At 71.4% G+C, this 21,273-nt stretch carries 17 protein-coding genes and 1 pseudogene; 8 read left to right on the top strand and 10 right to left on the bottom strand.

Annotation, left to right across the window (positions count from 1 at the left end; all coding sequences use genetic code 11):
- Positions 1-14: 14 nt before the first annotated feature.
- The 5 genes from OG332_RS27735 to OG332_RS27715 are packed head-to-tail and all read left to right on the top strand — an operon-like array spanning position 15 to position 3,273.
- Positions 15-605, top strand: a complete 591-nt coding sequence (locus OG332_RS27735; RefSeq protein WP_327416001.1) for a hypothetical protein — start codon at positions 15-17, stop codon at positions 603-605.
- Entirely contained in the window at positions 602-997 is a 396-nt protein-coding gene (locus tag OG332_RS27730) for a hypothetical protein (protein ID WP_327416000.1), read from the top strand. Before OG332_RS27735 ends, OG332_RS27730 begins: the two co-directional genes overlap by 4 nt.
- Before the next feature lie 11 nt (positions 998-1,008).
- The gene (locus tag OG332_RS27725; RefSeq protein WP_327415999.1) at positions 1,009-1,794 is read left to right on the top strand and encodes an SPASM domain-containing protein; all 786 of its coding nucleotides are present in this window, start codon (positions 1,009-1,011) and stop codon (positions 1,792-1,794) included.
- Positions 1,795-1,810: 16 nt separating this feature from the next.
- A complete protein-coding gene (locus OG332_RS27720; protein WP_327415998.1) occupies positions 1,811-2,074 on the top strand; it encodes an acyl carrier protein in 264 nt (87 codons plus the stop codon).
- Entirely contained in the window at positions 2,071-3,273 is a 1,203-nt protein-coding gene (locus OG332_RS27715) for an enoyl-[acyl-carrier-protein] reductase FabV (RefSeq protein WP_327415997.1), read from the top strand. Before OG332_RS27720 ends, OG332_RS27715 begins: the two co-directional genes overlap by 4 nt.
- A gap of 103 nt (positions 3,274-3,376) precedes the next feature.
- Here the strand turns inward: OG332_RS27715 and OG332_RS27710 are convergent, their stop codons facing one another.
- The 7 genes from OG332_RS27710 to OG332_RS27680 form a co-directional block, all read right to left on the bottom strand.
- On the bottom strand, positions 3,377-5,758 hold the full coding sequence (locus OG332_RS27710) for a galactose oxidase-like domain-containing protein (RefSeq protein ID WP_327419390.1): 2,382 nt from the start codon (positions 5,756-5,758) through the stop codon (positions 3,377-3,379).
- Positions 5,759-5,889: 131 nt separating this feature from the next.
- The gene (locus tag OG332_RS27705) at positions 5,890-7,128 is read right to left on the bottom strand and encodes a glycosyltransferase family 2 protein (protein ID WP_327415996.1); all 1,239 of its coding nucleotides are present in this window, start codon (positions 7,126-7,128) and stop codon (positions 5,890-5,892) included.
- Between the two features lie 6 nt (positions 7,129-7,134).
- A complete protein-coding gene (locus OG332_RS27700) occupies positions 7,135-8,844 on the bottom strand; it encodes a phospholipid carrier-dependent glycosyltransferase (RefSeq protein ID WP_327415995.1) in 1,710 nt (569 codons plus the stop codon).
- The gene (locus OG332_RS27695) at positions 8,841-10,190 is read right to left on the bottom strand and encodes a glycosyltransferase (RefSeq protein ID WP_327415994.1); all 1,350 of its coding nucleotides are present in this window, start codon (positions 10,188-10,190) and stop codon (positions 8,841-8,843) included. The genes OG332_RS27700 and OG332_RS27695 overlap by 4 nt, the downstream gene beginning before the upstream one ends.
- A gap of 258 nt (positions 10,191-10,448) precedes the next feature.
- A complete protein-coding gene (locus OG332_RS27690; protein ID WP_327415993.1) occupies positions 10,449-12,503 on the bottom strand; it encodes a thioredoxin domain-containing protein in 2,055 nt (684 codons plus the stop codon).
- A gap of 47 nt (positions 12,504-12,550) precedes the next feature.
- On the bottom strand, positions 12,551-13,858 hold the full coding sequence (locus tag OG332_RS27685) for a recombinase family protein (RefSeq protein ID WP_327415992.1): 1,308 nt from the start codon (positions 13,856-13,858) through the stop codon (positions 12,551-12,553).
- Positions 13,859-13,920: 62 nt separating this feature from the next.
- Positions 13,921-14,787 (bottom strand): DUF4344 domain-containing metallopeptidase, encoded by an 867-nt coding sequence (locus tag OG332_RS27680; protein ID WP_327415991.1) that lies wholly within the window; start codon positions 14,785-14,787, stop codon positions 13,921-13,923.
- Positions 14,788-14,902: 115 nt separating this feature from the next.
- Here OG332_RS27680 and OG332_RS27675 point away from each other — a divergent pair, with 115 nt between their 5' ends.
- Positions 14,903-18,169 (top strand): tetratricopeptide repeat protein, encoded by a 3,267-nt coding sequence (locus tag OG332_RS27675; RefSeq protein WP_327415990.1) that lies wholly within the window; start codon positions 14,903-14,905, stop codon positions 18,167-18,169.
- A 215-nt stretch (positions 18,170-18,384) separates the two neighbouring features.
- On the opposite strand, the gene OG332_RS27670 is transcribed toward OG332_RS27675, so the two are convergent.
- The 3 genes and pseudogenes from OG332_RS27670 to OG332_RS27660 form a co-directional block, all read right to left on the bottom strand.
- Complete coding sequence (locus OG332_RS27670) at positions 18,385-18,618, bottom strand: hypothetical protein (RefSeq protein WP_327415989.1); 234 nt, start codon at positions 18,616-18,618, stop codon at positions 18,385-18,387.
- A 2-nt stretch (positions 18,619-18,620) separates the two neighbouring features.
- A complete protein-coding gene (mca, locus tag OG332_RS27665) occupies positions 18,621-19,502 on the bottom strand; it encodes a mycothiol conjugate amidase Mca (RefSeq protein ID WP_327415988.1) in 882 nt (293 codons plus the stop codon).
- Positions 19,503-19,605: 103 nt separating this feature from the next.
- Positions 19,606-19,959: pseudogene (locus OG332_RS27660) on the bottom strand (zinc ribbon domain-containing protein); the annotation flags it as partial.
- 185 nt (positions 19,960-20,144) lie between these two features.
- On the opposite strand from OG332_RS27660, the gene OG332_RS27655 reads away from it, so the two are divergent.
- Together OG332_RS27655 and greA are read left to right on the top strand one after the other, a co-directional pair.
- Positions 20,145-20,558: a DUF4307 domain-containing protein gene (locus OG332_RS27655; protein ID WP_327415987.1), complete on the top strand. Its 414-nt coding sequence runs from the start codon at positions 20,145-20,147 to the stop codon at positions 20,556-20,558.
- A 129-nt stretch (positions 20,559-20,687) separates the two neighbouring features.
- On the top strand, positions 20,688-21,185 hold the full coding sequence (greA, locus tag OG332_RS27650) for a transcription elongation factor GreA (protein ID WP_030009952.1): 498 nt from the start codon (positions 20,688-20,690) through the stop codon (positions 21,183-21,185).
- Positions 21,186-21,273 lie beyond the last annotated feature (88 nt).

The raw sequence follows: 21,273 nt of genomic DNA, 5'->3' as shown, positions 1-21,273 counted from the left end.
GACAGGAGACGATGATGTCTGCACAGCACAGCCTGCCCCCAGGACCGACCCCCGTCGAACGGTTCGTCCGACGGCCCTACCGGGAGCGGGCCGCCCGCTACCAGGTCGCCTCGGACAGGATGGCGACCGGTGGCCTGAACGACCGCCACAGCGTCGCCGACATCGGCGCCGGCCACACCGAGCTGGACGTGTGCCTGCGCACCGAACACGGGTGGCGCGGCCGCTACGCGGCCGTGGACCGGTGGACCGGCGACGTCGACCTGGAGACGTGGCAACCTCCGATGCGGTTCGACTGGCTGGCCTGCCTGGAGGTGATCGAGCACCTCGACGACCCGGACCGGCTGCTGGCCGTGCTGATGGACAGCGCCCAGATGGGCGTGGTGATCACCACCCCCAACCCGGCCGTGGTGGACGTCCTGGCTATGGACCCGACTCACAAGACGCCGGTCAGCCGCGAACATCTCGCCGGGCTCGGTTTCTACACCAGCCTGCACAACTTCTACGGCACCCACGAGGACGGGATCTGCGGCGCCTGGTACCGAGAAGGTGCCGCCGTCGTCGAGCGTCAGGTCTCGCCCATTCGGTACGAGGGGAGCGGACGGTGATCAAGGAGGGCCAGTACACGTTCATCGCCGGCCAGGGCGAGGTGCAGCCGTTCCTGGGGAAGTACGCAGCGAAACACGCGGACATCTTCAACATGATCGAGCGCCGGTTCACCGCGGCGGGTCTGGACGGGATGCGGTACCGGCCGCTGCGCATGGAGGTGGAGATCACCAGCAAGTGCAACGACACCTGTCCGTCGTGCGGGATGGGCGCGCTGCCGCTCGCCTACGGGGCCACGATGACACCGGATCAGCGGGCCCACCTGGTCGACGAGTTCGATGCGATCGGTCTGCCGTCGACCGCTGTGACGGGCGGGGAGCCCTTCGTGGCCATCCACGCGTTGATGCCGCTGATCAAGGCTCTGAGCGGGCGGGGATCGACATCTCGAAGCTGACAACCAACGGTGTGTGGGGCCGTGAGCGCCGCTGCGAGCGGACCTTCGACCAGCTGGAGAAGGCCGGGTTCTTCGACAACCGGCTGTTCGTGCCGCTGATCATGGTGTCCGTCGGCGAGCAGACGATGCCCCTGGACTGGGTCGCCCGGATCCTCCACTACGCGGTCACCCGCTACAGCAACCGAGAACTGAACCTCGCCGTGTCCTCGCTGGCCGCCCCGGACAGCCGCGAGCACAAGGTGTACGAACTGATGGAGGCGTACGAGAAGGAGTACGGGGACTTCCCGCACGACCGGGTGCACTCCACGATGCGCGTCTACCTGGAGAACGACCGGCTGCCAGAGCAGCAGAAAGTGACCCGGCCCGGCCAGACAACGGTGAAGCGGTGGATGGACCGCTGCTTCGACTGCTTCGCGCCGACGGTGGGCACGTACATCCTGCCGTCGGGCCTGGTGAAGCAAGACGGCCGCGTGTACGCGTGCGCGTCCTTCGACGTCCCCGAGTCGCTCGGCTTCGGGAACGTCTTCACCGACGGGATGCGCACGATCCTGACCCGCGCGAACGACGACGCCTATCTGCGGACGATCGCGGACGGCGGCGGCCTCAAGGGCCTGCACGGCGCGGTTCCCCAGGAGTTCACCACCAGGACGACGTGCGGCGGGTTCTGCTCCTCGTGCGCGCTGCTGAGCGACAAATACCGCGAGGTCAATGGCATTCCGGCCATGGAGTCGCTGCCGGTCATCGGGCAGGACGCGCTGATGTCGCGCCTGCGGTCCACCACACCAGTCCCCCACTGAGGAAGGAACTGCGTCAATGCCGAAGGTGACAACGACCGAGCAGGTTCTCCGTGCCGCGCTGGCACGGGCTGCTGACAGGGGCGTGGATACGATCCCCGAAGACGGACATCTGGAGCAGGACCTCGGTATCGACAGCCTGGCCCTGGCCGAGCTGGTGACCGATCTGGAACAGCGCCTGACCGTCGTCATCCCGGACGAGGAGACCGGCCGCCTGCGGACGGTCGCTGGCCTGCGTGCGCTCCTCGCCCGGCTCGTACCGAGCGGAATGGACACCCTGTGAACGTTCGCCAGATCGACCCGAAGCAGCGCGGCTTCCTGATCGTCAACTCCCACCCGGCCGGATCCGCTGAGACCGTGCGCCGGATGTGGGAGCAGATCCCGTGCCGCACCGACGGCAGCGGTCCAGTGGTGCTGCTCCTCGGGCACAGCGCCGGGTACGGGCTGGCCACGCTGCTGACCGGGCTGCGCCGACATGGCATCCGGGGTGTGGGCGTCGCCTTCGAGGGCGCGGAGACCGAGCGACGGACGGCCACCGCGGGCTGGTACCGAACCGCGGCCGCCGACAGCCTCGCCCAGGGCGCCGGCCACGACTTCGTGTTCGTCAACACGGACGCGTTCTCGAAAGCGGGCAAGCACGAAGTGCTGGCCCTGGTGGAGGAGCGGTTCGGCAAGGTCGACCACCTGATCTACAGCCTCGCGGCTCCGCGCCGGACCGACCCGGAGACCGGCACGGTCTACCACTCGGTGATCAAGCCGCTGGGCGAGCCATACGAGGCGCCGGCGCTGGACTTCTCGGGTGACGTCCCGAAGGTCGGCAGGGTCTACCTGGAGCCGGCCGACGACGAGGAGCGGCATGCGACGGAGCAGGTGATGGGCGGGGCCGACTGGCGGCTGTGGGTGGAGGCCCTGGCCGGGCGGGGCCTGCTTGCGGACGGGTTCACGACGGTGGCGTTGACGTACATCGGCTCGGATCTGACAGCGCCGATCTACCGGCAGGGCACCATCGGCGGCGCGAAGGAGAACCTGGAACAGACCGCCGCAGATCTGGCCGCCGTACTTGGGGATGGCGGCCGGGCGTACACCGCGGTAGCCGGTGCGGCCGTCACGCAGGCGTCGAGCGCGATCCCGTCGATCGCCCTCTACACGGCGTTCCTGCGGACTGTCCTCGGGGACGGGTTCCGCACGACGGTCGAACAGGCCGGGGAGCTGTGGGATCAACTGACCGGGGCGGTGCCGCTGGTCCTCGACGAGCAGGGCCGGATCCGGCTGGACGGATGGGAACTCGACGGACAGGTCCAGGACCGGGTTCGGGAGCTGTGGGCGGATCCGGAAGCCGGACTGGAGCGTGCGCGGGCCGGGGCGGACTGGTTCATGGAGCAGATCCGCGAGCTTTACGGGTGGGGTGTCGACGGCGTCGACTACGGTCGGCCCGTGGAGACTACGGTTCCGTGGCCGACACCGGGCGTGAGTCACGCATGAGGAGCATGTTGCGCAATTCCTGACACCTTTCGCGTCTGCGGATTGCCCTGTCCACGAAGGGGCCCGGCCGCGCGCGAGACGCGGCCGGGCCCCTCCTCGTTGTTCAGCAGGCGTAACCGTCACGGTCGGGGTCGAGGCGCAGCGGGTCGCTGCCGTTGACCTTCAGCCGCTTCGGGTACCGGTGGGAGGCCAGCCAGTCACAGCGGGCCTGGGCCGTCTCCTTCACCTCGGCCGGGAAGCGGGCCGGCACGCACACGTTGACCGTGCCGTAGTGCCGGTCGCAGCCGGCCACACCGGGCGTGACCGGGGCGGAGTCCCGCTTGGCGGGGTTCTCCTTCGCGGGCCCCAGCTTGTTCGCGAAGGTGTGCTCGTGCGCCGACGGCTGCTCCTGGGTTGCGGCCAGCGCGGGCGCACCGCCCAGGTGCACCCAGGTCGCGATCGACGGGACACCGTTCGCGTCGACCGCGAAGAGCATGTACCAGCCGGGCGGCGCCAGGTTGGGGTTGCTGGTGACGTTGAGGTCGATGTTGTTGCCGTCGACGGTCATCGGCAGGTCCACGAACCGCTGGTTCGGGTCCGAGGAGTGGGTGACCGCCGCCGGACGGATCAGCTCCGCCTTGGCGATCGGCCGGTTGACGGTGATCCGCTGCGTGTCCCCGTACACCCACTGCGTGTCGATCACCGAGGTGATCTGCGGGCGGGCGCCCTTGAAGAGGTAGGGCGGGGTGTAGATCGACACGTTGTGGTTGTAGGTGCCGTTGCCCGGGTTGTCGCCGACCGACATGACCCGGCCGTCCGGCATCAGGAAGGACGCCGAGTGGTAGGTCCGCGGGATCGGGTCGGTGGCCAGGCCCGGCTGATAGGTGTTGGTCGTCGGGTCGAAGAAGGAGGCCTCGAAGACCGGGTCGGCCCGGTCGTGCAGGCCGCCGCCGGTCTCCAGCACCTTGCCGTCCGGCAGCAGCACCGCCGACACGTACATCTTGCCCTCGGCCCCGGTCTGCGGCCGCTTGCCCGCGCCCGTGTCGACCAGTCCCTGCGGGAGGTCCGGGCCGGCCGTGTAGGCGGGACTCGGCTTCTTCAGGTCGATGATGTCGGTGATCCGGTTCGCGGCCGGGTTGGTCTCGTTGTTGCCGCCGCCGATGGTCAGGACCCGCTGGTCCTGCGCCGGGGGCAGCAGCACGCTCGCCGACTCGTCGCGCTGGTCCTTGTTCCGCAGGCCCGGCACGTCGGTGATGGTGTTGGCGCCGTAGTCGTAGACCGAGGCGCCGGTGCCCGGGGTGCCGTTGCCGAAGGTGTGGCTGCCCGAGTAGAAGAGCCGCCCGTCCTGCATGAGGATCATCGACGGGTACAGGCCCCAGTACGACCAGGTCTGGTTGACCTCGTTCATCGGCAGCCACTTGTTCTGCGCCGCCGAGAACTTCTCGGCGGTCACGTTGCCCGTCGAGTCCTCCTTCAGCCCGCCGAAGGAGATCACGTCGCCGTTGCCGAGGATCGTCGCCGACGGGTACCAGTGCCCGCCGTTCATGTCGTTCGTCTTCGTGTAGGCCTCGGTCGCCGGGTCGAAGACGTAGCTGTCCTTCAGCCCCTGGTAGCCGATCTTGCCGTCGGCGGACGGGTACCCCTTGTTGCCGCTCATCACCAGCACCCGGCCGTCCGCCAGCTGTACGTGGCCCGCGCAGAACATGTCCACCGGCGTCGGGACCGTCTTGAAGGTGCCGTTCGCCGGGTCGTAGACGGCCGAGGTGAAGGTGCCCGCGTTGAACTGGGCGATGTCGTTGCCCGAGCCCGCGATCAGCAGCACCTTGCCTCCCCCAGACTCCGTCTGGGAGGTGCCCCCATTCAGCACGACGGCGTGCATCGAGCGCACCGGGTTCTTGGCCGGGATCACCTCCCACTTGCCCTTGGCGCACTCCTCCGCCGTACCCGAGCAGGTCGGCTGCGGCGGCACCGCGCCCACCTCCTCCAGCGCGTAGTCGTCGGAGGTGAGCGTGCCCACCCCGTAGACCGACAGGCCCCACGCGATCTTGTCGGTGTTCGGCGGGACGGCCGGCGTACGGACCTCCGTACGCGCCCAGGCGGCGCTGACGGGCGGATTCTGCAGGTCGGTCCAGTACTGCCAGCCCGCCGTCGTGTCGCGGCGGAACACGGTCACCGACACGTCCGGGGTGTCCGACTTGTACCAGGCGGACAGGTCGTACTGCCTGCCCGGCGTGACGGTCGGGGCGCAGGTGGTGTTCTCGGTGACCAGGGCCTTGCGGTCGCCGTCCACGCGGCGGGTCAGCGACACCTTCATCGCCTTGGTGCCGCTGTGCGCGTCGGCGACGGTGGCGAAGGTGAAGTCGTTGTCGCCCCAGCCGGACTTGGACCAGCAGGACGGCATGTCGGAGCCGGCGGCTCCGGCGGTCTCGAAACCGGGATTGGAGAGCAGATTGGGCGGACCGGCCGTGGCCTGCTGCGGTGCGGTGAGCAGCAGGCCCGCGGTCATCGCCCCGACGGCGAGCAGGGCGGCCCGCCGCCCGGCCCTCCGCCCGGCCCTCCGCCCGGCCCTCCGCCCGGCCCTCCGCCCGGCCCTCCGCCGGATCGTCAGACGCATGGAAAGGATCCCTTCTGTGCGGCTCAACTCCTGGAGTGGCGGCCCGCCTTGAGCGAAGCGCCCGGGGTGCGTGACGGGTCCGGCGTGCGGGGGCCGCGCGACCTGCGCGACCCGCGCGGCAGATAGACGAGGGCCTCGGTGGCCGCGAAGCGCAGCACGAAGGTGGTGACCAGCGCGAGAGCGGTGGCGGGCAGCACCTCCATCCCGAACCTCGCGACGAGCACCGCGATCAACGGGATGCGCAGCAGCAGATCGGCATTGGCCAGCAGGGCGAAACGCCCGACCCGGTCAGCCCAGTGGCGGTGCCGGCGGCGGTCACGGAAGAGCAGGGTCTCGATGAGGAGGAAGTTCCACAGGACCCCCGCCTGGTTGGCGACGATCTCGGCGGGGAGGTAGTGCATCCCGGCGTGCGTGAGCAGCCACAGCGCGCCCAGGTTCGGCACGAAACCGGAGAGCCCGATCAGCCCGAAACCGATCATGCGGGCCAGCGGGGCCGCGGAGCGCAGCGAGGCGAGGTGGGCGAGGAAGCGCATGCCCTCGCGCGCGGTCGACTTGGACTCCCCCGAGAAGCGGTCCTGGAAGACGAAGGGCACCTCGGCGACCTTGCCCGGGCGGCAGCGCACCGCCAGCTCCAGCAGGATCTTGTAGCCGAGCGGCTTCAGTGCGTCCGCGGTGACGGCCGAGCGGCGCATCGCGAAGAAGCCGCTCATCGGGTCGCTGATCCCGCGCAGCGCCCGCGGGAAGAGCCCCTTGGCCAGCCAGGTCGCGCCGCGGGAGACGGCGATGCGGTAGCTCCCGGCGAGGCCGGCCCGGCTGCCGCCGCTGATGTAGCGGGAGGCGACCACGAGGTCGGCGTTGGTGCGCTCGCCCTCGCCGACGAGTTCGGGCACCAGGTGGGGCGGGTGCTGGAGATCGGCGTCCATGACGACGATCCAGTCGGTGTCCGCCCGCTTCACCCCTTCGACGACGGCGCCGCCGAGACCGCCCTCGGCCACCTCCCGGTGCAGGACCGACACCGGGAAGGGCTGGTCGGCGGCGGCCTTCTCGATGGCGGCGGGGGTGTCGTCCGTGGAGTCGTCCACGAACAGCACCGCGCAGGGGAGGTGGTCGGGGAGCGCGTCACCGAGCCGGCGCAGCAACTCGGCCACGTTCCCGGTCTCGTTGAAGGTGGGGATGATGAGGGTGACGCTGCCGGCCAGGGCCTGCGGAGCGGCGAGCTCCGCATCGATCGGGGCATGGAGGGACCACAGGTCCTCGCTCATGGTGACTCAGCTCCCACTCGTGCGGTCGGCGCGGTCGGTCCCGGCGGCGCTGTCGGTCCGGTCGGTCCGGTCGGTCCGGCGTATCTCGATGCGGTCCTCGCCCGACCCGAACACGGCCACCACGCTCGAATGCTCCAGCGCGGCCTTCACGGTGGGCAGGTCCACCGCGTCGCGGCGCACCGTGGGCGAGGAGACCACGTAGTCGATGTCCTGCCAGCCGCGCGGCAGGGTCTTGGTGACGGCGGGGTCGAGGTCGGCCTTGTAGAACCAGATGGCGCCCGGACCCGGCTCGAAGCCGTGGTGCACGGCGTCCAGCCAGAGCGCATCGTCGAGCAGCACCCGGGTCCGCGCCGGATCCTCGACCTCGCTGCCGAGCCAGGCCGCGGCCTGCCGGTACGGGGCGTTCGCGTCGACGGTGAGCGCCGTGCGGTTGCCGTCGTACCAGCGCGGCAGCACGTACACCGCGGAGGACGCGGCGAGCACGCCGAGCACCGCCCAGCGCGCCCACACCTGCACCCTGCGCTCCCCCGGGCCGCGGCGGCGGCGCAGCACGGCGTGCGTGATGCTCGCCGCGCCCCCGGCCAGGACGAGGGCGAGGAACGGCAGCGCCTGGATCACGTACATAGCCGGGAGGTAGCCGGAGGGCCGCATCGCGACGACGGCGAGGATGACGGCGGCGAGCGCGGGGCCGGCGAGCGCGCGGGCGGTGACCGACCAGCGGTAGGTGGCCAGCAGCAGGACGGCGCCGGCCAGCCCGCCGAGGGGCAGGACCGTGTCGTAGTACAGCCAGGACCGCAGCACGCCGTTCGAGCCCGTCCCGGCGTCGAGGATGAAGCCGGAGCCGGGGCGGCTCATCTGGTAGGTGATGCCGTCGATGAGCGAGACGTGTCCGGAGCCGGGCAGCAGTTCGCTGTTGAGGAGGGCGTACAGCGGGTACGAGAGCCCGATCAGCGCGCAGGCGGTGACGGCTCCGGTGACGGCGAACTTGCGGGTGTCGCGGTGGCTGTGCCGCCACATCGTCACCAGCAGCGCCGGGAGCACCACCAGCATCGTCTCCTTGGTCAGGACGGCGGTGGCGGCCGCAAGCCCGGACCCGAAGTGGTGCCACAGGTGCCGGCTCGGTGACGCGGCGAGGCAGAAGGCCAGCAGCATCCACATCACGGCGAGGTTGTCGAGGAAGATCTCGCGCTGGAGGACGACGGCGAGCGGGGACAGCCCGAAGAGCGCCATCGCGAGCCCGGCCGCCCAGCGCGGCAGCCACAGCCGACGGGCGAGGACGTACATCAGCACGGAGCTGACGGCGGAGACGGCGAGCATCGAGAACCGCATCGGCGCGACGGTCATCCAGTCGGGCACGAAGAGGGACGGCAGGTACGTCAGGCCCGCGACCTGGATCCAGCCGAGCGGCGGATGGTCGTACCAGTACGTGTAGTGGGCGAGGCCGTCGCCCTGCTGGACGGCCCACGCCTGGGCGAGGTAGGTGCCCTCGTCGTCGCTCAGCGTCGGGAAGCCGGTGATGTTCCAGCCCTGGACGAGCAGGATCACGAGCAGCAGCGCCCCGCACAGCAGCAGGTCGGGGCGGGAGGAGCGGAACCGCACGAGCGGCCGGACGGGAGCGGCGGGGCGGACGCCGAGTCCCCCGACGGGGCTGCGCTGGGCGGGGACGGTGAGGGTCTCCGGCTTGGGATCAGTGGCCGTGGGCAGGGTGGCGGTCACTGGCGGCTGTCCTCTCGGATCGCGGTGGAGGCGGAGGCGGCGGCGGAGGGGATGGCGCTCACTGCGGTCGCGGCCGTCGCGGAGGTCACGGCCGTCGCGGAGGTCACGGCCGTCAGGTGGGCGCCGGTGTGGCTCGTCAGTTCCCACTCGTTGCGGCCGCGCTGCTCGCGCCAGACGGCGCGGATCGCGGCGCCCGCGAGCATCACCTGGTAGAACGGGCCGCCGACGACGAGCTTGAGGTAGTGCACGAAGCGGACGCGCAGGCCGTACTGCCGGCCGAAGTCGTGCAGGCCGACGATCTCGAAGACGAAGGTCACCATCGCCGTGATCATGGGGAGGAAGGTGATGATCGCGATGCCGACCGGTACGTCGAGGAAGACCGCGACGGCGAAGTTGAGCGGGATGATCACACCGGACGCGGCCTGCATGAAGGGCGTCATCAGCGTGTAGCGGGCGAGCCAGCGCTGGCCTCGCCCCGGCAGCTGCTGCCAGTCCTTCTTGCGGTACACCTGGAGGAATCCCTGGTTCCAGCGGGTGCGCTGCTTGAGCAGGCTGATCAGCGAGCCGGGCGTCTCCTCGCGGGTCACCATGTCGCAGTCGTACGCGACGACCACCTTCTTGCCGACCGAGGAAAGCCGCACCCCGAGGTCGCAGTCCTCGGCGAGGCAGTTCTGGTCCCAGCCGCCGGCCTCGCGCAGCACCTCGGTGCGGACGAAGACGGTGTTGCCGCCGAGCGGGATGAAGCCCTTCTCGGCGTGCAGGTGCAGCCGGGAGCGGAACCAGAAGAAGTACTCCAGGCAGTTGCGCAGGCTGTACCAGCTGGAGTGGAAGTTGATGAGCTGGACCCCGCCCTGGACCACGTCGGCGCCGGTGGAGCGGAAGGCGTGGTCGACGTGGGCGAGGAGCTCGGGGTGCACCTGGTCCTCGGCGTCGAAGACTCCGACGATGTCACCGCGGCAGGACGGCAGGGCGGTGTTGAGGGCCTTCGGCTTGTTCTTCGTCTCGTGGTGGTCGACGACGACCCGGACGCGGGCCGGCTCGCGGGCGGCGGCCCGTTCGGCGACGGCGGCGGTCTCGGGGTCGTCGTGCCCGACGATCACGATGATCTCGTAGTCGGTGTGGCTCGACTCCAGGAGCCGGTCGATGGTGTGTTCCAGGACCGCCTGCTCGTGGCGGGCGGGCAGCAGCAGGGAGAAGGCCAGGCGGCCCTCCCCGTCGGGACGGTCGAAGCGGGTCGAGGCGAGTACCTCGGGGGTCCGCCACGCGTGCATCTGCCACCAGAGCGTGAATGCGGCCATCCAGAAGAGCGCCAGCGAAATGACAACAATGAACACAGATGTGTACAAAATGCCCCCCACAGACCCGCCGCCCCCCCGGCGGCGATCAGCAAACCCCCCGGGAGCGCACAGCGGGCCCCCCGGCCCGCTGCCCCCGCTTCCCCCCTTGCGCGCACCCCCCAGTGCGCCATCCCGGTGACTGCCGAAACAGTGACTCGCCAACGACACGAGATTAGGCAGTGAACATGACATTCAGCCGCAGCGCAGGTAGATAGCGCGTTTCTGAACTGGTGTGCGACAACCGGAATTGACGGTACTCCGACCGGTTCAGGGGCGAACCGTGCCCAACTGCTCCGCCAGCTCGACCGGATCCGTCGTAGGCCGCGCGCAGACGAAATGTCGACAGACATACGCCGTAGGACGGTCGCGTACGAGTGTGCGCTCGGCAAGAAGGGGGAACTCACCGCCGCTGCCGTCCGCCGCACGCGGCAGACCCGCCGCCACCACCGCACCAGGAGCCGTTCCCAGCAACGCCGTCCGGTGCAGCACCGCGAGCAACGGGTCCTCCGGATGCCCGACGACCGCCACCTCGCGCGGCCCGTCCAGCAGCGCCTCGGCGACCGACAGCCCGTGCCCGATGAAACGCGGCACGCGCGGACCGAGCGCGTGCACCACCCCGAGTGCCCGCTCGGCCGCCGTCCGGTGGGCCTCCGACCCGGTGTGCGCGGCGTACGACAGCAGCGCGCCCGCGGCGGCCGTCCACCCGGACGGGGCGGCCGTGTCGGTCGGGTCCTGCGGCCGGCGGATGAGCCGCTCCGCGTCGTGCGCCGTGTCGTACAACGACCCGTCCTCGGCGGTGAACTGGTCCAGGACCAGATCGGCCAGGAACCCGGCGAACTCCAGCCAGACGCCCTCGCCCGTCACGGACGCCAGCGCGAGGAAGCCCTCCGCGACGTCGCCGTAGTCCTCCAACACCCCCGCGTTCGGGCCGACGTGACCGTCCTTGCTGGTCCGGGCGAGCCGCGCCCTGCCGTCCATGTGCACGCGCACCAGCAGATCGGCGGCCTCGGTCGCCCGCTCCACCAGGTCCGGCCGCTCGAAGTACGCCCCGCACTCGGCGAGCGCGGCGATCGCCAGCCCGTTCCAGGCGGCGACGATCTTGTCGTCACGGCCGGGCGCGGGCCGCCCGCCCCGCTCGGCCAGCAGCCGCTCCTTGATGCCGGCCAGCCTGGCCGCCTCCACCACGGGCCCGTCCTGCGGCAGCTGCAGTACGGACTTGCCGTGCTCGAAGGTCCCCTCCTCGGTCACCCCGAAGTAGGCGGCGGCGAGTTCACCGTCCGCATCCCCCAGCACCTCCCGCAGCTGGGCGGCGGTCCAGGCGTAGTACGCCCCCTCCACGTGCCCGCCGCTGACCGGATCCTCACTGTCGGCGTCCAGCGCGGAGGCGAACCCGCCCTGGTCGGTGCGCAGTTCCCGGACCATGAAGTCGGCGGTCTCCAGCGCGACCCGGCGCGCGAGGTCCGACCCGGTGGCCCGCCACAGGTGCGCGTAGACCCGGCAGAGCAGCGCGTTGTCGTAGAGCATCTTCTCGAAGTGCGGTACGACCCACTCCCGGTCCACGGAGTACCGCGCGAACCCGCCGCCGAGCTGGTCGTAAATGCCACCCCGGGCCATGGCCTCGCACGTATCGGCGGCCATCTGCAGCGCACCCTCGGCCCCCGTGCGGGCGTGGTGGCGCAGCAGGAACTCCAGCACCATGGACGGCGGGAACTTCGGCGCGCCGCCGAATCCGCCGCGCACGGCGTCGTACTCCCGCGTCAGCCCGAGCAGCGCCTGCGCGAGCTCCTCGGGCCCGGGGGTGCCGGCCTTCCCGTAGTCCAACTCCCGCCCGGCCAGGTCCCGCACGATCCGCTGCGCGACCTCGGTGACCTCCTCGGGCCGCCCGACCCAGGCGGTTCGCACGCCTTCGAGGACCTGCGTGAAGGAGGGCATCCCGTGCCGGGGCTCGGGCGGGAAGTAGGTCCCGAAGTAGAACGGCTCGGCGCCCGGGGTGAGGAAGACGGTCATGGGCCACCCGCCCTGCCCGGTGGCGGCCTGCACGGCCTCCATGTAGACGGCGTCGACGTCGGGGCGCTCCTCGCGGTCCACCTTGATGTTGACGAAGTGCTCGTTCATGTACGCGGCCGTTAGTTCATCAGTAAAACTTTCAGCTTCGAAAACATGACACCAGTGGCAGCTCGAATAGCCGACGCTGAGATGCACCGGCACACCCCGCTCCCGCGCCTCGGCAAAGGCCTCGGGCGACCACGGCCACCACTCGACGGGATTGTCGGCGTGCTGGAGCAGGTACGGCGAGGTCTCGTTCGCGAGGCGGTTCGGCATGGCCCCATCCTGCCGCACCGCCCGATGTGCGGCTCATGACAGGGCCATCAGGCCGCCGGTTCGGCGGCTCCGATGCGATCAGCCCACTTCCATACCGGAACCACGCGGGAGTGGTCCCAGGTGCCACAGCCCTTCCTTCCAGGTTTGATCACGAAGTGGGTGAAGACCGAGGCGATCACCTTCCGCTTCTCCTCGAACCCCATCTCGCCTGACTGCCATCGCAGCCGTACCGGCTCCGGCAGCCGGACCCGGCCCTGCACGCCTACGGGAAAGAGCAGCCTCTCGATGGCCTCCTCCACGAGGGGCCCACTGATGGCACACCGCCCACAGCCGCGGCCCGAGGCGCAGATGTAGTTGTACGGGCTCTTCCGGCTGGCGCTCTTGCCTCCCCCCATGAGCTGATCGCACCTGCCACCACCCACCAGCTCCAACCCACAGCGCAGGAATCCGCTGACGAGATACTTCGGACCGGCCTTGCGATCGGTCAATCGCGGACTGAGCGGGCCCCGGTGCATGTAGAGACTCCCGGCCGAGAACGTCGCACAGACAGCAGTCCACTGCTCAGGTGTGACGATGGCTTGCCAGGCACCGACCAGCGGCCGCTCCGTGCCCGGATCGATCAGCAGCTCCCCCCGGTTGGCGCGAAAGCCGCACACTCTCGGCGCCGTGATGATCTGCGTGACCGTCTGCGGGTTCGGGCGGCCGCCGCGCGTTCCCGTGGCGCCCAGCGCAGCCCACTCTCGCGCCACCTGCCCCATGGAACGGCCGCCGATGCGATCCTCGATCGCCTTGCGGACGAGTTCCGCCTCCACCGGGTGCAGGGTCTGCCGGTCCTCCTGCCACCCGAACGGCCTCGGCCCACTGTGCGGCAGTCCGTCCATCGCGCGCGACCAGTGCCAGTCCCGGACCCGGCGGCTGCGCGTCTCCCCCTCGGCCAGGGCCCCCTGGAGGCACTCCGCGCCTTGCAGGAGGCCGGCCTTGGTGTACGGATCCCGCAGGCCGTCGCGGTCGACGTACACCCGGCCCGGTGCCGAGGTGAGCGCCGCCATGAAGCGGATGAAGTCCTCCGGCCTGCGGTAGAGGCGGTCGTCCGCGACGGTGACGACGCCTCGCAGCGGGCCGGCGGCGAAAGCATGGCCCCGGTGGAGGTCGGCGAGGAGGTGGTCGAAGCCGGGCCGCTCCCGGTCGTCCTTGGTCGCGTTACGCGCGTTGTCCGTGTACGTGGCGACGACGACGCAGCCGTGCTCGCGGGCCGTGCGTTCGTTGATGCGGTGCTGGTGGCGCACGCCGCGTGCGTCGCGTTGAGGCGTGTCCTGCGATGTCCTGGCGTACGAGGCGACCGGTATGTGGTTCATGGCGCTCTTCCCCATCGAGAGCTGTTGCGACATTCGCTACAACTCGCGAACGGGCGGTCGGGTTACGCCCTGAGCAGGGGTTCCAGGTCCTTCAGCCAGGCCTCGCGGGTCTTGGTCCAGGTGGCTGCGCAGGTCGCGCGGGACGGGGTGGCGAGGGACGGGTGGCGGGTGGGGGCCGCGGCGTGGACGGCGCAGCGGTGGGCCTCCGCGCGGGCGGCGGGCGGGGCGTGTTCGTCCTCGGCGACCTCAAGGCCCTCGAGGTCCATCGGGACCTCCGGGTCCGGCGCGGGGTCGGCGGCCGCCGCGAGGTCGTAGGCGCGGGCGGCGGTCAGGAGGGTCTCCTCGCCCTCCGGGTGGCCGCGCAGCAGCATCAGCCGGGCGAAGTCGTCGGCGGCGTCCTCCTCGGCGCGGGCCCCCTCGTCCGGGAGGTCCAGCGCGTCCACGAGGGCGTGGCCGGCCTCGTGGTGGAGCGTCTCCCGTACGACCTCGGCGAGTTGCTCGTCGGAGGTGTGGGAGCCCGACTGCTCGAACAGCGCGCGTTCCTCGGCCAGGTCTTCGTAGCAGAGCTCGATGCGGTGTTCGGAGGGGGCGTAGCCGGTGCCCTCGCCGGAGCAGGAGCGGGCGACGACGGTGACCCCGTACGGGAGGACGAGGTAGCCGTTGAGGTCGGCGAGCACGAAGTCGGCGACGGCCCGGTTCCGCAGGAAGCGGTACGCGGCCCGGTCGGCGGCCGCCGGTTTCTCGTAGCGGAGTGCGAAACCGTCCGCCGGACCCGGTTCCTGCGGTACGCATCCGGCCGTCACCGGCATCAGCGCGGCCGCGCACAGCGCCAGGGTCCCCCACCGTCGGATCACCGGGCCGGCGTACGGGCCGGTGCCGCCCTCCACGGCGTTCCGGGCCCTCGCCCGCGACTCCTCAAGGTCCGTCAATTACGGTCCCTTTCACTCCAGTTAGCTCTGATCTCGCTCAGATTCTCTCGCGTTCGCGTCCCTCACGCACGACACTTGGGAATCGACCGACCGGAGCTCTCTGAGGGGGATGCCGATGCGGGACAGCCATCGAGGTGAGGCCGAGCAGCTGCTGGGACGGGCCGTGGACGAGGCGGCCCGCCGGGCGGCGGGTGCCCAGGGTGCGGCGGGCGCGGCGGTGGACAGAGCCGCGCTGCTGGCGCGGGGCAAGGAGGCCCTGGACGCGCTCGCCGCGAGTGCGGCGCCCGAGTACGAGGCCTACGTACGGGCCCTGGACGAGGCGGCGGCCGGAGACGAGTCGCTCGGCGAGGCCTTCCGCCGCGGCAACACCTCGACGGCGGCGCTCGTGACGGCGGTCGCGGCGGCCGCCGCCATCGGGGCGGACCTGTCGTTCGGCGTCGCGGCCGGCACGGCCCTGACCGTCGGCGCCGTCGTGGGCATCGCCGGCGCGGTCGCGACGGTGGCGAAGGTGACGGCCGTGCACCTGCCGGCCGCGAACCGGCGGGCCGGTGAACTGGGCCGCCCCGGCGGGCCGGAGCAGCTGAAGCTCCAGTGGCTTTCGGCGCTGGAGGTACGCGGGATCCGTCCCTTCCTGGAGCAGCAGCGCGCGGTGGCCACGGCGGCGCGCGCGGCGCGGCCGGTGGCCCGGCCCGCGGCCCTGGCCACTCCGCTGCTGCGCGGCACGGACCGCAGCGCGGAGGCCCGTCGGCGCAGTGCGCTGGAGCAGTCCTTCGGGCAGCTCCCGGAACCGGCGGGCCCGTTCGCGGGCCGGCGCGCCGAGCTGACCCGGATCGCCCAGTGGGTACAGGCGGCGCGGGCCAGTACGGAGACCCGCCCGGTGGTCGTGGTGCTCCACGGCGAGCCGGGGGTGGGCCGCACGACCCTGGCGCTGCGGGCGGCGCACGCACTGCGGGACCAGTTCCGGGGCGCGTGCGTGGTGGACCTGCGGGGCGGGTCCACCGGCGGGGAGCCCGCAGAGGCCCCGCTGTCGACGCGGGAGGCCCTGCTGCACCTGATGAACCGGCTGGGGGCGCCCCGCGAGCAGCTGCTGTTCCGCGAGGGCGCCTCGGCGGAGCAGCAGGTGCGGCGCCTGGGCGAGCTGTACCACCAGCACCTCCAGGGGCTGCCGGTGACGGTGCTGCTGGACGACGCGGTGGACGCGGCGCAGGTGCGGGTGCTGGTTCCGGAGCGCTCCGAGAGCCTGGTGCTGGTGACGGCGCGGGAGCCGCTGGAGCTGCCCGCGGACCTGGCGGCGTGGGTGTACCAGCTGCCGGTGGAGCGGCTGGCCGCGGACGAGGCGGCGGAGCTGGTCGGGGCGGAGCTGGTCGGGGCGGAGCTGGTCGGGGCCGAGGCAGGGGCCCGCGCCGCTGCCGAAGTGGTGGAGCTGAGCGGCGGGCTTCCCCTCGCCCTGCGGATGCTGGCCCCGCTGGTCCGCGACGGCGCGGTCCCCGCAGCGGGCGGCGCCGCGCACCCGGTGGAGGCCGCCCTGCGCGCCGCGGACGCCCGCCTCGCCGAGCCGGCACGGCAGTTGCTGCGGCGCCTGCCCCTGGCCGGGCGGGCCTCCCTCGGCGGTGCGGCGGCGGCCGCGCTGGCCGACGTACCGGAGCAGGCGGCGCTGCGCACGCTGGAGGAGCTGTGGGAGGCCGGGCTGATCGAGCGGGTGCGCGGCCAGCGGTTCCGGATGCACGACGCGGTGCGCGCGTACGCGGCGCGGCGGCTGGCCGCGGACGAGGACCGGGCCGGGGCCGCGGCGGCGCACGAACGGCTGATCCGCAACTACGCGCAGCTCGCGGACTCGGTGATCCGGATGGTCGACGGGAAGATGTCGACGCGGGCGAACCAGTTCGGCGGGCACGGCTTCGTCTCGTTGGACGCGGCGCTGCGCTGGCTGGACGACGAGTCGAGCTTCATCACGGCGGCGCTGCGGCACTCGGACGGGGTGGACCAGCAGGCGGTGCTCGACCTGCTCGGTGCGCTGTGCGACTTCTGCCTGCTGCGCGGGGACCTGTACCGGCTCGGTGAGATCGACGAGCTCACCCAGTCGGTGGAGGCGGGCCGGGAAGGGCTGGACGGGCAGAAGGGGCAGCAGGGGCGGCTGGTGCGGTCGGTGCAGTGGCGTACCGGTATCGCGGCGCGCCAGCTGGGCGAGCTGGACAAGGCGCGCACCACGCTGACCTCGGTGGTGGACCAGTACATGGAGGCCCACCAGGAGGCGGGGGCGGCGATGGCCCTGGTCTCCCTCGGCATCACCCTGCACCACCAGGGCAACCTGCCGGAGGCGGCGGCCCGCATCCGCGAGGCGCTCGTGCTCCAGGAGCCGCCGGAGCTGGCGGGCGACCGGGCGTGGGGGCTGCACGCGCTGGCGGCGGTGGAGCGGGACCTGGCGCACCTGGCGGAGGCGACGCGGCTGCTGGAGTCCTCGCTGGCCCTGCACCGGGAGAGCGAGAGCGTGCACGGCGAGGCGTGGGCGCACTTCCAGCTGGGCCAGGTGCACCTGCGGTTCGGCGACGTGGCGCGGGCGGAGGAGGAGCTGCGCCTCGCCCTCGACCTGTACGGGCGCACCCGCGACGACCGCGGCCAGGCCTGGGCGCTGACCCAGCTGGGCCGGGCCCGGGTGGTGGACGGGGATCCGGGGCCGGCGGTGGAGCGGCTGCGGGAGGCGCTGGCCCGGCACCGGGAGGCGGAGGACGCGCGCGGCGAGGCGTGGACGCAGTACTACCTCGGGCAGGCCCTGGAGGAGAGCGGCGAGCGCGACCGGGCGGTACGGGAGCTGGAGCGGGCCCGGACCATGTTCTCGCGGATGCGGGACGTGTACGGGCTGGCCCACGCGCGCCACCACTCGGGCCGGGTGACGCGCGACCAGCGTGCGGCGCAGACGGGCAACCTGCGCAACTCCGGCTTCGCCCGCCAGCTGCTGGTCGACGCGCGGGCTGACTTCCGGCGGATCGGGCTGGCCCACGGCGAGGCGTGGACCTGTCTGGAGCTGGCGGTGATCGACGCGGGCAACGGGCGGCTGTCGCAGGCGCTCGGCCTGTGCGAGGAGGCGGTCCGGCTGTTCATCTCGTACGGGGACCGGCGCGGGGAGGACTGGGCCCGCTTCCTGCGGTGCACGATGCTGCCGTACGCGGTGACGGGGGCCCCGGAGGAGGCGCGGGCGGAGCTGGCCCGGCTGGCGCAGTCGGCGCATCCGGCGCGGGACGGCCGGCTGGAGGACTGCCTGGAGACGTACGGGGTGGTCCTGGGCCGGGGCGTGGACCCGGCGGAGGGCTGGCAGGCGTGGCGGCTCGGCCTGGTCCCGAACCTGCACTCGCGGGAGATCATGGGCGTCCCGCCGGCGGGGTGAGCGGGCAACGGGGCCCGGCCGCCCGTGGCGGCCGGGCGGGGGCTCGCGCACGGCGGGCCCCGCCCACGCGTTCTTCCACGGGGCGGCGGCTCACGACGAGCGGGAGGGCCTTGGGCCGGGCCGTCCCGAACGGCAGGATCCGCAGGAGACGGGCTGAGCCCGGGAGGCGTCCCCGCCGGACGGGCTAAGCCCGGGAGGTGTCCCCGCCGGACGGGCTAAGCCCGGGAGGTGTCCCCGTCCCGGCCTGCGGCCGGGGCCGCGGGCTCGGGGGCCTCCTGGAAGTTCACCCGGCCCATGTGCCGGTTCATGGACTTCATCAGGGCCCACACCCCCAGGGCGAGGGCCGCGAACACGATGAACCCCAGGATGCCGGGCGTCACCTTGTTCTTGTCGAAGGTGTCACCCGCCAGCGGGAGGAGCTGGGTCAGTGCTGCCTGCGTAGCGCTCATAGCTACGCATTCTCCCGGATGCCCGCGAAGAGGTCGGACTCGGGGAGGGAAGTGTCGACGAGCGACTTCGCGAGCTCGTACTCCTCGGTGGGCCAGACCTCCTTCTGGACGTCCATGGGCACGCGGAACCAGCCGCCGTCCGGGTCGATCTGCGTGGCGTGCGCGATGAGCGCCTTGTCACGGATCTCGAAGAAGTCCGAGCAGGGCACGTGGGTGGTCAGGGTCCGCTCCTTGCGCTCGAACTCCTTCCACCGCTCCAGCCACTCCCCGTAGGGGGACTCCATGCCGCGAGCGAGCAGTGCCTCGTGCAGGGCGATGGTGCGCGGCTTGTTGAAGCCCTGGTTGTAGTAGAGCTTCTGCGGCTGGTACGCGGGGCCGAACTCGCCCTCCGGGTACTTCTCGGTGTCGGCCGCGCCGTCGAAGGCCACCATCGTGATCTTGTGGGTCATGATGTGGTCGGGGTGGGGGTAGCCACCGTTCTCGTCGTACGTGGTGACGACCTGCGGCTTGAAGGCGCGGATCTTCTTCACCAGTTCCCCGGCGGCCTCGTGGACGTCCGCGAGCGCGAAGCAGCCCTCGGGCAGCGGCGGCAGCGGGTCACCCTCCGGAAGCCCGGAGTCCACGTAGCCGAGCCATTCCTGCTCGATGCCGAGGACCTCGCGCGCCTCGTCCATCTCCTTGGCGCGCACCTCGTGGATGTTCTCCTCGATGTACTTGTCGCCCTGGAGCTTGGGATTCAGCACGGAGCCGCGCTCGCCACCGGTGCAGGTGACGACCAGCACCGGAACCCCCTCGGACACGTACTTGGCCATGGTGGCCGCGCCCTTGCTCGACTCGTCGTCGGGGTGGGCGTGGACGGCCATCAGTCGAAGCTGCTCGGTCAAGACAGGATCCTCTGCGATTCGGCGACGGTCGGCTTCTATATTGACTCCTCCTCTCAGCAATCCACGACGAGGGGGGATTCCTGACTCACGCTGCTCGATCGCCCTGCGGACGGTCGGGTCTTACGCGATCGGCGCCAGCCGGGTCGAGACCGGCCCGGACCAGGATCACGTATGCGGAATTCTTGTCTCTGGGCGAGACGGCTCCGCATGCGGTGCAGGTGGAGGTACGTTCCGACAGCGGCAGTGCGTGCTTGGCTCTCGCTCCGCACCGTCCGCAGTCCATGGTGGTGTGCGCAGGATGCACGAGCCGCAGATCCCGGCCGTGCTTGCGCGCCATGTTGATCAGCTCACGCCTGGTCGCCGAAACCCCTGCGTCGGCGGCCTTGCGGGCCATCGTCGACTTGGCGGGGAACTTCGGGCGGAAGTCCTCCACCGCGATCCGATCGAAGTCCGTCACCTAGGGGCGCCGTCCGCCGGTCTCCCGGGAAGCCCGACCACCCCACACGAACGAGCGAACGAAAGGTCGCGTCGCGCGTTCGATGTCGATCCGATTCCTCTCGGGTCGCAGGGCCATGGCATGCTCCATTGACCAGGCGACCGGACCGGGGCGGGACGGGATGCCCCCGCAGAGAGGAAACGATCATGAGCGCGGTGCGCGAGGGACTGCCCGAGGGCCGGTACGGCCGGTCGGCGGACGAGCGTGCGGACCGGAAGCTCAAGATCGTCGGGTCGGCACTGGGTGCCGTGCTGCTGGGTGTGGTCGGCTGGATCGGCTGGGACTACGTCGCGGGGCAGAGCGTGAGCGCCGAGGTGATCAAGTTCCAGGTGATTTCGGACACCGAGGTCAGGGTGCACCTGGAGGTCCGCAAGGATGCCTCGGTCACCGGGGTCTGCTCCCTGAGCTCGCAGGACAAGGGACACGGCGAGGTGGGCCGCGCGGACTTCACCTTCGCCCAGCCCGACAGCCGGGTGGACGAGGTCGTCTCCCTCAGGACGACGAGCCGTGCCACGATGGTCGAGCTGGTCGGCTGCCAGCCGGCGGCTTCCGCCCGCTGAGGCTTGACGACGCGGCCGACGGGGCAATGAGCCTCTGGGGTCCTCCCCCTTTTCTTCCCGAATTGTTAGGCTCGTGGTTTCGTCCGCCGCTGGCGGCTTTGTAGTCCCCTGTACCGACGAGGAGCACCCGTGACCCAGACGAGCGAAAGCGTCACCTGGCTGACCCAGGCGGCGTACGACCAGCTGAAGGCGGAGCTGGACTACCTCTCTGGTCCCGCCCGCACGGAGATCGCCACGAAGATCGCAGCCGCCCGCGAGGAGGGCGACCTGCGCGAGAACGGCGGGTACCACGCGGCCAAGGAGGAGCAGGGCAAGCAGGAGCTCCGGGTCCGCCAGCTCACGCAGCTCCTGGAGAACGCCAAGGTCGGCACCGCGCCCGCGTCCGACGGCGTCGTCGCCCCCGGCACGCTCGTCAAGATCGCCTTCGACGGCGACGAGGACGACACCATGGAGTTCCTCCTGGCCTCCCGCGAGTACGCGTCCTCGGACTTCGAGACGTACTCCCCGCAGTCCCCGCTGGGCAGCGGTGTGCTGGGCAAGGCGATCGGCGAGGACGCCGAGTACGAGCTGCCGAACGGCAAGAAGGCCTCGGTCAAGATCCTGGACGTCAAGCCCTTCACCGGCTGATCACCCTCGGTCTCCGTCTTCTGTTTTTCCTGATGCACGCACGATGCCCGGCCGGGTTCGGTTCTCCCGGCCGGGCATCGTCGCGTGT

This window comes from Streptomyces sp. NBC_01233 (genome assembly GCF_035989305.1).
Taxonomy (GTDB): Bacteria; Actinomycetota; Actinomycetes; order Streptomycetales; family Streptomycetaceae; genus Streptomyces.
Note: the sequence above shows the minus strand (reverse complement) of the source record. Positions and strands in the feature narration are given on the sequence as shown.

What these genes read in the sequence shown, in the direction of transcription:
- OG332_RS27720 (WP_327415998.1), top strand. Translation starts at nt 1,811, where the DNA reads ATGCCGAAGGTGACAACGACCGAGCAGGTTCTCCGTGCCGCGCTGGCA.
- OG332_RS27710 (WP_327419390.1), bottom strand. Translation starts at nt 5,758, where the DNA reads ATGACCGCGGGCCTGCTGCTCACCGCACCGCAGCAGGCCACGGCCGGT.
- OG332_RS27685 (WP_327415992.1), bottom strand. Translation starts at nt 13,858, where the DNA reads ATGAACCACATACCGGTCGCCTCGTACGCCAGGACATCGCAGGACACG.
- OG332_RS27675 (WP_327415990.1), top strand. Translation starts at nt 14,903, where the DNA reads ATGCGGGACAGCCATCGAGGTGAGGCCGAGCAGCTGCTGGGACGGGCC.
- OG332_RS27670 (WP_327415989.1), bottom strand. Translation starts at nt 18,618, where the DNA reads ATGAGCGCTACGCAGGCAGCACTGACCCAGCTCCTCCCGCTGGCGGGT.
- OG332_RS27690 (WP_327415993.1), bottom strand. Translation starts at nt 12,503, where the DNA reads ATGCCGAACCGCCTCGCGAACGAGACCTCGCCGTACCTGCTCCAGCAC.
- OG332_RS27735 (WP_327416001.1), top strand. Translation starts at nt 15, where the DNA reads ATGTCTGCACAGCACAGCCTGCCCCCAGGACCGACCCCCGTCGAACGG.
- OG332_RS27705 (WP_327415996.1), bottom strand. Translation starts at nt 7,128, where the DNA reads ATGAGCGAGGACCTGTGGTCCCTCCATGCCCCGATCGATGCGGAGCTC.
- OG332_RS27655 (WP_327415987.1), top strand. Translation starts at nt 20,145, where the DNA reads ATGAGCGCGGTGCGCGAGGGACTGCCCGAGGGCCGGTACGGCCGGTCG.